Source organism: Streptomyces albiflavescens, from assembly GCF_014645835.1.
GTDB classification, from domain to species: Bacteria; Actinomycetota; Actinomycetes; order Streptomycetales; family Streptomycetaceae; genus Streptomyces; species Streptomyces albiflavescens.
This window is the reverse complement of the sequence record NZ_BMMM01000026.1, coordinates 57,775-69,075: the sequence shown is the minus strand read 5'-3', so window position 1 is coordinate 69,075 and position 11,301 is coordinate 57,775. Positions and strand designations below refer to the sequence as shown.

Genomic DNA, 11,301 nt, shown 5'->3' with positions numbered 1-11,301 from the left:
CGTCAGAGGCCAAGCGGCGCCAACTACAGCGCGCCGTGTCTACGATCACCGCACCGTCACGGGGCCGGACGGGAGGACACCTTCGCGTTCGGCATTGTGTGGACGGGCGCGATGACGAGGGGCCTCCGGCTGGACTGTGGCGATCGGTATCGAGGCCACTTGGCGAAACGTGCGTAACGCGGCCCCTACCGCGTAAGCGCCTCGTTCGCCACGACCGATGGTGCCCGGGGCGCGCTTCACGGATGGACCGTGCCCGAAGCGAACCAGTCGCGAGCTGTTGCGTCCGCTCCGTCTGGGAGATTGTTGATGAAGACCACGGCCAGGCCGCGGCGGGCTCGTGAGCAGCAGACGTAGAAGAGGTTGCGTGAGCGCTCAGTGCGCTCAGGTTTGTCGGTGCCGGCAAGCATCTTGCCGATGTTGTACATGGTCCAGACGGAGTCGTCGATCACGACGACGACATTCTCGAACTCGTCTCCCTTGACGCCATGTTGGGTTGAAAAGGGCGTGAGTTCATCGATGAATTGGGTGACGCTGATGACTTCCCGGTAGGAGACGTCACGGATGTTGTTGGAGAAGTCTGCTTGCCGCTTGTGTCGCTCGTCGAGGTCGGCTGCGGTTCTGCGGCGCTCGCGGTCTTTCACCCTTCCCGGCATGGCCAGGAGTGGGCTGTCGGCCATGAGGTCCAGCACGTCGCCGATGGTCCCGGTCGCGCGCACCGTGTCGAGCTCGCGAATTGCTTCGTTGATGATCCTCTTGTCGGTGTGCTGGGTGATGCGTCTCCTTCCCTGGCTCAGCAGGTCTGTCAGTTCCACGAAGTCCCGGGCCTGGTAGGCCGTGCTGAGGGCTTCGATCTGTGTCAGGTACTGGATGTAGGGCTCGTTGCGTGCCATGAGGTCATCGGGGCCGTGGCTGCCGAGCTGCCGGTACTGCTCCAGCAGGTTGGCGTATTCGAGTGTGCCCGCGATGCCGCGATGGGTCAGCAAGAGGTACTTCGCGTTCTCAAGTGACCAGCCCCTGCTCGCGAGGGTGGCTTGAGCGGCATCCAGCCGTCGCGGGCCGGGCGGCACGTCGGTGCTGAGGAAGAGGTGTACCTCGCCCTCCTGCTGCTTCCCGGAGGCCTGCTGGCGGAGTTCGGGCCGCATCTTGTTGAGAACGTCGACTACAGGGCGCGAACACCGGTAGTTCTCGATTTTAGTGATGGGCGTGAGCTTGTCGTGCCGGACTGCCCCGACGCCGGATCGGTAGATCTTCTGCATGGAGTCGCCGAAAAGGCCGATTACACAGGGGTCCTTGCCTACTCCTGCCAGGTGGTTCAGCAGCAGGTCGATCGTCTTCGGCGAGGTGTCCTGGTACTCATCGACGAAGATGACGGGATACTTGCTGGTGATGATGCGTATGAGTTTGGGGTGGGTAGCGGCGAGCCGCAAAGACAGAGCGATGACATCGTCGTGGGATATGCGACCCTCGCTCAGCTTTCGCCCGCGGTCGGAGTACTCGATCACTGAGGGAGCGGCCACCTCAGTGAGGTCTTCAGGCTTTGACAGGGTCTCGTTGTAGTCGAGGATCTGCTGCCAGAGCTCGCGGGGGTAGGCCTGGATGACGCTCCAGAGGAACTCGTGGATGGTGCCGACGGCGACGAGAGGGTCCGACGAGATGCGTTCGAGGATTTTCTTCTTGGCGACGTTCGTGTATGTGATGCAGGCGATCAGCCGACCGTGCGCCTCAAGTTCCGAACGCCGGCGGTTAAGGAGGTATTGAAGGGCGTGGACAAGATCGGTCGTCTTGCCGGCGCCTGCTCCTGCTTCCACGAGGAAGCTGCGCCGGGCGTCCAGCTCTTCGACCACGGCTTCGAGGGTGTTCAGGCGAGCCACTGGAGTCCTTCGGCGATGTAGCGGGGGACGGCCCAGTCCTCCAGGAGCATGACGTCGAACGCGAAGTCGGTCTTGTGCTTGGAGAGCCGTTTGGCGATGGCGAACGCGTGGCCTTCGATGTCTTCAGGGGCGGGGTCGGCCCCGACTTCCTGAACGAAGGCTCTCTTCAGCTCCAGATGCCTGAGGTCTCGGGCGAGGACTGCGGCGTTGGCGATGATGAAGGCGTCCTCGAAGCTGCGCGCACAGACGCCTGCCTGCTTCTCCGGGACCTGGTAGGCCACGCGCACGTGACCCTGCTCCTTCTCGTGCGTGCCGACGTCGAGGAGTTTCGCGATGCTGGAATGACCCGGAAGCCAGTTCTTCAGTGTGGAGTTCGAGGTGACCGCCTGCGCGGTGCTCGGCGGGCAGGCCTTCTGATCTGTGGAGCTGACGGAGTCGATGTCGGTGATGACCAAGGTCTTGACGTTGAGGAAGTCGAGCAGTTCACGGAATCGGACCGCGTAGGCGTCACCGACCTCGATGACTGATACGTACTGGTGCAGGAGGCCTTCGGCGCACCGACGGACCATCTCCGGCAGCAGCAGTCGCTCCGCGGTGCCCTCGATGAGGATCACCTTGTCGGCGAAGAACATGTCGCAACGGTGCAGGACCATGTACTGGCGCAGGAACCGCAGCGTCTCGTTACCGTCAGGAGTGGCCTTGACCTTTGACTGGAAGGTAGAGAGGTCCTTGACCTTGCCGTCCGGCTCGGAGCGGTCGAAGTACCGCACTGAGTGAAACCCGCCGCTGGCGACGATGTGCGAAGAGTGCGTGGTGATGACCACCTGCACTTTCCACGGGGCCTTGCGCTTGATGAAGTCCTGAATGTTCTTGATGAAGACCTCCTGCATCTGGGGATGCAGGTGGGCCTCGGGCTCCTCGATGAACAACACCTGGAGCGCCGGCTTCGGGGCAGCACGCTCGTACGCCTGGTGAAAGCTGATGACCTGCAGAATCGTGAAGATCAGCTTGCTGTAGCCGAGCCCGTTGTGGCCCTCGGGAAGGTGGTAGTCGCCGTCTCCAGACGGATACTGGAGCCGTGTGCTGCCCCTGAGGATGCCCGAGCCCTCCATGAGAGACACGATGCGGGGCTTCTCGACGGGTGTGATCGTCCCAACCCCGAAGCTACGGAGGTCTTCGAAGACCGGGTCAAACAGCGATTTGTAGCTGGTGTCGAGCTCGAGTGACGCTGCGGCCAGAGCATCCTCGATCTGCTCGATGCTCTGATGACGCCCTTCAGGCCCGCTCTTGACCTTGTAGTAGGTCTCGAACGTCTTGGACAGCGTGCGGGCTTTGTCTCCTGGGGTGTCGTCGACCTTGGTCTGCGCGTAGACGAACTTGACCGAGACGATCGCCTGCGCGGCACTGCGCTTGATCTCCTTCGTCACCTTCTCGTCGAGCGGGCTCACTGCTCGGAAAACGGGGGCGAAGTAGTCCGTGAAGTTCTTGCGCAGCCACTTGATGGGCTCGAGTTTCGGCCTCTGACTTGCCGTCCAGAAGTCCTTGAGCAGGTCGTGCGGCCGTACTGCCTCCAGCGCCGCTTCGATCTTGACCGTGAAACAGGAGTCGTCGAGGTCCAGGATCACGTCCGTGAGCGGAGCGAGGTCGTCGTCCTCGGCGTACTCGATCGTGAGTCCCAGCCGGATGGACGGCACGAGCTCGTACGCCTTGGCCAGCAGGCCTTCCCGCGTCTCCTGATCGCCTTCGGCCGCATGCCTCTGGGCTTCACCGAAGATCTGAAGTGCCTGCTCGATGTCGGGGATCCGGCAGGTGGAGAAGTCCTCCAGCATGAACCGTGTGTCGTCGTCGCCGAAGAACTTCTCGAAGAGGTTGACGAAGGATGTCTTGCCGCTGTTGTTGCGTCCCACGATGAGCGTGGTTTGGTGATCGATCCGCACGTCCGCCTTGTCCAAGGCGCGGAAATTGATCACGTTGGCATGGGTCAGCTGCATCGCACTCCCGACATCGTTCCACCCCCCACGGGCGGACGCACGCCTGCGGCCACCGCGAGTCAAAGCAGTATCTGACACTGAAGGGACAGAGGTGTTTGCTTGGCTCAAAGTGGCCGATGGTGCCTCAGAACGTATCCTCGCAACCACCTGGATCGTCGAGCGTTGGCCCGACTGCACAAACCCCTACCTGATCGTCAGCAGGCGGTCGGCTGTCGACGACATACATCCATAGGACAGCAACGAGGTCATCAGGACCCCACTCCAGTCAGCGGATATCCGACCGGACACAATCTGCCAGGACCGGCTCCTCAACGAAGCCCGGAAGACCGCCAACCCGGCTCGCCTCATGCGTGTGTTCGGTGTCTGCAACGTGGCTGAGACGAGACACGGACCTTGATCCACACCCATGTCGGCTGAACTCCACGACTCTCGCGTGGTGTTGCCGTCGTCTCGATAGTCACGCCACCTCCAGTGTGCTGTCAGAAACAGAGCAGCGACGCTGGTGCCGACGACTGTCAATGCAGTAGCTGAGAAGGCTCTCCAGCTGGGCGCGAGGCAGGTGCATGCTCGGGCAGGCGCGTGTTGCGGGCGTTTAGGAGCGGGTGAGGCGACGGGTGAGGCTAGTGATCACGGTGGTGCCGAGTAGCCAGCCGGAGAGGGAGCTGATCCAGACGATCCAGGCAGTGCTGTCGACAGGGGTGAATGCCTTTTCCTGACCCAGGTCGAGGACGGGCAGGATCAGGTCGAGGGAGAAGACGATCGGTTGGAAGGACGGTCCGTGGGATTGGGCGGGCCGTGGTGGTGCTGCTGAGAAGGCGATGGCAGCGGTAGCGACAAGGGCCAGCAGCCATATCAGCGCGCGCCCCGGTCTGTAGCCGTATCCGACAGTGGCGTCTTCGATGTAGCCCCAGAGCCGGGCAGGCCTTGGCAGGCTACGCCGCCGTTGTCGATGCCGGGCCAGGAGGACTGTGCGCGCGTCGTCGTCATGGCCAAGTTGACGGTAGTAGGCGGCCAACTGTTCGTAGGGCTGCGGGTGGTAGTCAGCGCTGCGCTGCAGCCAGGGCAGACGGTGAGCGGCCGGCATCACCGGGTGGAGGGCTTGATAGGTGAGTGCGGCGAGCGCAATCTGTGCGGGCCACGAGTCAGCGGCATCGGTGATGGAAACGATGGTCGCAGCGCTCAGGTCGAGGGTGGCGGGCGGCGCAGTGAGGGCCTCCAGATGGAGCGCTCCGAGGACGGCGCGGTGCAGGTCGACGGTTGCTCCCTCCGCGAACGTTGTCCCGATGAGCGAAAAGGCGCCCTTGACCTCGGTCCGGGTGAGATCGATGGTTCCTGCGACGCGTGTCGCGTTGTCCAGCGTGATGTTTGCTTCCACTCGGGCTCCGGGAGCCCGAAGCGCGAACTGGCGGTAGGGGAGGAGCGTGCTGGCGGTGAGTTCTATCGATTCGCCGACGACTGCAGCGAACAGATTGACACCCCCCTCGACCGTCAGTCCGTCAGCGTAGATACCACCACCGACGGTGAGCGTCGGAGCGCTGACGGCCCACCCAGTAGCAGTGCGTATGTCGGCACGGGCAAGCCAGCATTGGCCGCCAATCGTTGCGCCGAACAGGCGGACGCCACCGCCGTCGACCAACAGGTCGGTACAGCCGAGGTCTTGAACGAGGTGGAGGCCGTCGCCACGGAACGCCGGATGATCCTCCTCCCCGGACAGGCGGGCCTGGGTGAGCTCAATGGTGAAGGCCTGGGCGCCCCACAGGTTCAGCCCGCCTGTCACATGAGCGGAGTGCGCGTACAAGCCGCCTTCGACGCGGAGCTGAGGCCCATTCACGGCAAAGCCGGATCCGTTGCCTGTGATGCGGGCGGAAGTGAGCCACAGATCGCCCCTGATCTGCGCGCCGAACAGGTCCACTCCGCCACTGACCAGCTGGTCGAGCGTCAGATCGCCGTCCACGCGCAATCGGTCGGCGCTCAGCCGAGGTAGGTGACAGCCGGTGAAGTCCGCCGCGCGTAGGGAGGCGTCGGCGAGTTCCACCGGCTCGTCGAACCGACAATCGCGGAGGGAGAAGGGGATCTCGACCGCGGCGTAGTGCAGCTCAAGGCGTCCGGTGATTTGCGCACCGATCAGCTGCAGCCGCGACACCGCTCCCGGCTCCGGCGCAGGGGGCTGCAGTAGGAGAACGGCAATGACCTCGGCAGGGACTTCCTGGCTCATGGAACTCGGGTCTTGCGTTGTGCCGTCGGGTGAAGCAGCAGTGAGATCAAGAGGAGCGCCGTTGCGTACTGCTTGCCATAGACGTTGTGAGATCGGATCCCAGTGGGCGGGTGGTGTGGTCACCCTGACGATGGTGCCCGCCCTCGACTGCCAAGTGTGAACTGCTGGACACGCTTTGGGCGCTGCGGAGCCGTCAGCGCGCGTGCCAGCTTCGGCGTGTGTAGGTTCGAATCGGCTCGCCAGTTGCCCCGCATCTCGGCAGGCTGCCACCCACACTGTAAAGCCCGGTACTCCAGTGCCTTCCGTTGTGAGACCTCTGGTTAAGGGACTTCTGTGCCCAGTGGCCTCAGGTCCGGCGGGTAGCCCTTCGCACGGAGCCAGGCGTCCAGGGCGAGTGTAACGATGTCTCCGTGAGGGATGTCGGTGTCGGCATTGCAGCGGCGGATCCGGCGCTGGAACTGCAGCACTTCAGGGACGGCATGGTTCAGCTGCCCTCGCTTGGTATGCCGGTCCTTGACGACGTTCAGGGTGTCCGGGTGCGGAGTGAGAGCGTCGTCGGTTGGCTGGAACTCGGCGTCGAGCGCGTCGGCGATTTCACGTAGTCGGGCAGCGTAGGGCGAGTGATCGGGCACGAGAATTGCTCCGGTCGGTCCGGCTAGGCGGATAGCTATCCGCCTACTGGGCTATTGGAATGGTCGGCAGGGGCGGCCGCACCCCGACCTGGGGGCGGCCGCCTCGTCTACTGCGGTCGGGTTCAAAACCCGCGGGCGGTGAGCCACTCGTCCAGGGCGACTGAGACGATGTCGCCGATGGGCAGGTGGTCGAGTTCGTTGTCCAGCGCGAAGCGCTTGAGCCGCTTCTTCAACTTCAGCGCCGCAGGGACTGACGAGTCGAGACTCTCGCGCGTGATGATGCGCTGGTTGAGGAGGGCGGCAAGGTCGGGGATGTCCTTGGGACGGCCAGGACCGTGGGCGTAGGGGGCTCCCTCGCTGGGCGCTTCATGAGCTCGCGCATGCTGTTCTTGGTGAGGATTTGGACTGTCGGTCCTCACCGGGAATGCCGAACTGCCTGCCATCGGAGGCACAGAAGGGCGAACGGCCACCTCGGCGGACGGGCCGGTGGAAGAAGGCGAGGACGCGATGTGGGATGAGCCCGGCTCCAGAGGCTGGGCCTGCTGGGCGGGGTGGACCGCAGGTGCTGCGGGCCCGGTAGCCGGAACCGCAGGCGGCGCCTGTCGCTCTGGTGGCTCACCTGCGGATTCCACACCTTCCTGGGAGGTAACGACTGAGTGGACTGGCTGACTGGGAGCAGGTTCCTGCGCAGAGTTGATTGGAGCTGCAGCGGCGGTCCCCGAGGCCGCGTTGTGTGTCGCATCGGACACCGTTTCGGTCCCGGCCTGCGCTGACGTCTCGATAGGAGCGCTGGATGGAGCAGGCGGAACCCGCGGCGTGCTGGGCGTGGGCCGGCCTTCGCCCTCGGCAGCGGCTTCCTCAGCAGCGAACTGCTCGGGGGTGAGTTCGGCGGCCGGGGGAGTAGGCGGAGGGGTCGTCTTCTTGGCTCCGCCCAGGGCGCGCCCGCCCGTGCGGCGTGTTGGCGGCTTCGGCCGCTCGTTCTTCTCGCTCATGCGGTGAGTTCCTTCATCAGGTTGGCGTACTCGCTCAGTTCGGTGGGGATCTCGCCGAAGGCCTCCATGTAGTGCACCCAGGAGTGGATGGTGGTCTCGGCGAGCGGGAACGCCTCGTCGCGGTCGGGGCCGATGCCCTCGCCCTCGACGGGCTCCAGCAGCTGCTCCTTGGCCCGGCTGGGCAGGCTGGTGCGGTCATCGGCCTTGACCATGACCACGTGGGCCGTGACGCCGTGCTCGTTGCGTGCGGCGGCGCGCTCGGCCTCGTCGAAGGTGGCCACGAGTTTGCGACGCTCGATCTTGGTGGGGGCGACCGGGACGAGCAGCAGGTTCGCCTCGGTGACAGCCTCGTGGAAGATGCGGGCGCTGCCGCCGCCGGCGTCGACCACGATCGCGCCGAACTCGGCGCGCTTGGTGCGGATGTATTCGGCGATGTCGTCGAACGGGTAGCGCTCGACGACCAGGTTCGCGGGGATCTCGAAGCCGGTGGCCTGGGCGACCTTGAACCAGTCGTAGGCGGACTGGCTGGTCGCGTCGGCGTCCAGCAGCAGGGTGGGCAGGCCGAGGACGACGGCGTAGTAGAGGGCGATGAACCAGGCCGAGGTGGTCTTGCCGGTGCCGCCCTTGAGCATGCCGACCACGATGACGAAGGCGTCCCAGGTGCTGGCCGCAGCTGCGGCCAGGGTCTTGGTACGGGTGTTCTCACTCACGAGTGCTTGATCTCCTGAATCGGGACAGGGGCGTTGACGTGCGTGCGTCGGCGAGAAGGCCGACGTTCGGTATCTGCTGAGCGTGGGCGAAGGAGGACCCCGAGCAGCGCTGTATTCGGGATGGCTCGCCTTCGGTTCCGTGACCTGCCGGGCCCGGCAGGGGACCCGTTCGAGGGCGCTCATGAGCGCTTCCTCGGGGCGCGGGCCGGGCCGTGGTTGTGCTTGGGCCGCATACGGGTGCCCGCTTGGTGCAGGAGCCGATAGACGGTGCCGACGGAGTAGCTGCACTCTGCGGCCAGGTCCGGCACCGTGGCGCCGGCCTCGTACCGTGCCCGCAGGGACAACGCGAGCTTCATCCGCCGCGCGGTACTGGCTGCGGAACGGATGCGCAGCGTCTGCTGGGTGCTGCGGGGCGTGCCCCCGGCCTCGATCAGCAGCCGCCGAGCGACCCGTCGCGTCACGGACCCCTCCACGGCCAACTCCGTGAGGGTCGCGCCCTGTTGCTCGTAGAGGCGGCGCAGGCGGGCCGCGAGGTTGCGGCGGGCCTGCCCGTCGCGCAGCCTGCGCGTCTGCCACGAGGTGCGCATCACGGTCTTGGCCTCGTGCAGTCGGTTGAGGACCGTGCCGTAGGACAGGCCACTGCTCGCCACGAGTTGGTTGACCGTGGCGCCGGACTCGTACTGCTCACGCAGCGCGTGCGCAGTGACCTGGTCGTTGTGATCGGCTGTGGGCTGAGGGGGTGGGTTCACGCTGCGGACTCCCATTCGCTGAGGGCTTCGGCATGGGCGGCGGCCAGCTCGTCGTAACTGCGCTGGTCGGCAGGGGTGATGAGGATCAGCCGTCCGTCGGTGGCGATCCGCCAGTCGGGAGCGGCGCGGCCGGTGGCCGGATCGAGGACACAGCCGTCCGGGGCGTGGCACGCGGTGGGAATCTCGTCGGGCCGCGGCGCGGGAACGAGGACCTGGTGCCCGTCGCGGACGAGCACCACGGCTTTGCTGCGGTGCTCCGACAGCCGTTCCAGCGCCTGCTGGTACGCCGCGCGCTCGGCGGCGTGCACCGCCTTGCGCCGAAACGCGACGCCCGCGGTCCCGTGCCGCGTCGCGACTGCGCCCCAGCCCCGAGCCAGCTCGGCGATCTCTTCGGCCGCAGCCTCCGGAGGGTGGTCGCCGAAGCCCTCCAGAGCATGAGGTGCCAGGGTCCAGGTCTCACCGCTGTGGGTGACGAGGCCGTGGTCGGCCAGGCGCCGCAAGGTGCGGTAGAGGGTGGCGCGGGAGACGGAGGACGAGCCGACAAGCTCGGCGACCGTCTGCGCCGCATGGGCGTGCAGTGCACCGATGATCACCAGTGCGGCGCTGCCGAGACCGCGGTGGGCGAAGGCGTCGTGGCCCATCAGCTGGCCGATGACGGTGGAGTCGAGGTCGGCCGTCAGGCCTGTCTCAGGGGTGGGCCACTCCTCAAGTGCCAGGTCGGGGGGGTACTGAGTGGTTCCGAATCGAGATTGCGCTACGGGGATGGTGTGGCGGCCAGCGTTGCCCTCGGCGAGGTACCAGGTCGAGCCCTCGCGGCCGTGGCCGACGCGCAGACGCCGCAGCCAGCCCCGCGGCTTGAGGACGGTCTCGTAGACGACCCGGAGGGTCGTGCGGGATACCCCCGCTTCCTCCGCGGTCTGCCGCTCGCTGGCGTGGTGCAGGGGACCGCCCGCGATCTCGGCGAAGTTCAGATGCGCCCGCAGGACCCGCAGCGCGGTCCGCCCACGTTCCCCACGCCAGGGCGTCGTCTCGATGCGGTCGCGCAGCGCGGCAAGCAACTCGTACGCGTGGTGCCGCGATTCCAGCATCGTCGTGCTGCTGACCGCGGCCGAGGCGCTGGCCCATACCCGGCCGATGTACGCCAGAGCACGTGACTGCCCGGACCGCAGCGCGATGCTCCGGGCGTGCCGCCCGCCTTCGTGCTCGGGGTGCAGCAGTAGCTGCGTCAGCTGGTCGACGGTGCCGCTGGCGCGAGCGACATGGCAGGCGATGGCCGCCGTTATCCGGTGCCCGTGCTCGGCCGCGCCCCGACGGCTCTCGCGCAGGGACACACTCTGGGCGTCGGAGGAGAGCTTGCTGTAACTGCCCGCCGCGTAGCGGCCGGTGAGATCCCCGAGCAGAATGAGATCGGCCGCAGCCGTAGGCAGATGGTGAAGACCCAGTCGCTCGCGTGGGTGAAATGGGTGTCGGGGAGAACCTGTCTGGTGGGTGCTGTGTGGCACTGTGGAGCCGTCCCGCAAGGACAGGGACGCCACCCAGGCCCGCTAAAACCACGGGTGGTGTCCGGTACCGACCTCCAATCGGTGCCAGCGAAGCCTCCAGGATGGCCATCCTGGAGGCATTCGTATGCCTGGCTGCGGTGCTGGAGGCAGGCGTCCCCATCGCGGCTCGACCGAGATCGATTCCGAGTGCCGTCAGCGGGTCCACAGCCTGATCAACGCCGTCTGACCTGGGCCGACTCGGACCAAAACAGAGGGCGATTGCCTCTGATCGGCTCCGAGCAGCTCGGTTCGAATCGGGGTCGAATCAGAGCGGTTTCCTCTGACTGCCTCCGGTCGCCTCTGCAACCCGACCTAGCAGGTCACAGCCGATCCGATCCGCGAAGCCGCAGGTCAGAAGGGTGCGTCAGGAATACCCGGCGTATAGCCCGACTCGTCTGCCGGCTGGGCTCTCAGCAGGTCGTAGGCCTTGGTCGGGGCCCTTTCCCGTTTCGAGGGACTTCCCGCATCTGCCCGGGAGCTCCCACGCAAGTGTGCACGCGCTGTGTTCGTCCACCGGGCGCCAGGTGCATGTCGGTGGGCCGTGAACGACGCACAGGTGGCAGCCCAGGGGGTCGGAACTGGAACAGGGGCTCGGTCGTC

The 11,301-nt window shown here is 65.9% G+C and carries 8 protein-coding genes; 1 reads left to right on the top strand and 7 read right to left on the bottom strand.

The window, feature by feature from the left end; all coding sequences use genetic code 11:
• Positions 1–236 precede the first annotated feature (236 nt).
• The 3 genes from IEY95_RS43835 to IEY95_RS43825 form a co-directional block, all read right to left on the bottom strand.
• Positions 237–1,871 (bottom strand): UvrD-helicase domain-containing protein, encoded by a 1,635-nt coding sequence (locus IEY95_RS43835; protein WP_189191878.1) that lies wholly within the window; start codon positions 1,869–1,871, stop codon positions 237–239.
• Positions 1,859–3,862, bottom strand: a complete 2,004-nt coding sequence (locus tag IEY95_RS43830) for an ATP-dependent nuclease (protein ID WP_189191877.1) — start codon at positions 3,860–3,862, stop codon at positions 1,859–1,861. Before IEY95_RS43830 ends, IEY95_RS43835 begins: the two co-directional genes overlap by 13 nt.
• Before the next feature lie 592 nt (positions 3,863–4,454).
• Positions 4,455–6,077: a hypothetical protein gene (locus IEY95_RS43825; protein ID WP_189191876.1), complete on the bottom strand. Its 1,623-nt coding sequence runs from the start codon at positions 6,075–6,077 to the stop codon at positions 4,455–4,457.
• Between the two features lie 410 nt (positions 6,078–6,487).
• Between IEY95_RS43825 and IEY95_RS43820 the strand changes: the two genes are divergently transcribed.
• Complete coding sequence (locus IEY95_RS43820) at positions 6,488–6,679, top strand: hypothetical protein (RefSeq protein ID WP_189191875.1); 192 nt, start codon at positions 6,488–6,490, stop codon at positions 6,677–6,679.
• Between the two features lie 152 nt (positions 6,680–6,831).
• Here the strand turns inward: IEY95_RS43820 and IEY95_RS43815 are convergent, their stop codons facing one another.
• From IEY95_RS43815 to IEY95_RS43800, 4 genes are all read right to left on the bottom strand, one after another.
• Complete coding sequence (locus tag IEY95_RS43815) at positions 6,832–7,152, bottom strand: hypothetical protein (RefSeq protein ID WP_189191874.1); 321 nt, start codon at positions 7,150–7,152, stop codon at positions 6,832–6,834.
• A 545-nt stretch (positions 7,153–7,697) separates the two neighbouring features.
• Positions 7,698–8,411: a ParA family protein gene (locus tag IEY95_RS43810; RefSeq protein ID WP_189191873.1), complete on the bottom strand. Its 714-nt coding sequence runs from the start codon at positions 8,409–8,411 to the stop codon at positions 7,698–7,700.
• Positions 8,412–8,590: 179 nt separating this feature from the next.
• Positions 8,591–9,160, bottom strand: coding sequence for a helix-turn-helix domain-containing protein (locus IEY95_RS43805; protein WP_308429414.1), 570 nt, complete (start codon positions 9,158–9,160; stop codon positions 8,591–8,593).
• Entirely contained in the window at positions 9,157–10,695 is a 1,539-nt protein-coding gene (locus tag IEY95_RS43800; RefSeq protein ID WP_229703781.1) for a helix-turn-helix domain-containing protein, read from the bottom strand. The genes IEY95_RS43805 and IEY95_RS43800 overlap by 4 nt, the downstream gene beginning before the upstream one ends.
• Positions 10,696–11,301 lie beyond the last annotated feature (606 nt).

Excerpts from the sequence above, each read along its gene's own strand:
- IEY95_RS43830 (WP_189191877.1), bottom strand. The coding sequence starts at position 3,862 with ATGCAGCTGACCCATGCCAACGTGATCAATTTCCGCGCCTTGGACAAG.
- IEY95_RS43825 (WP_189191876.1), bottom strand. The coding sequence starts at position 6,077 with ATGAGCCAGGAAGTCCCTGCCGAGGTCATTGCCGTTCTCCTACTGCAG.
- IEY95_RS43815 (WP_189191874.1), bottom strand. The coding sequence starts at position 7,152 with ATGGCAGGCAGTTCGGCATTCCCGGTGAGGACCGACAGTCCAAATCCT.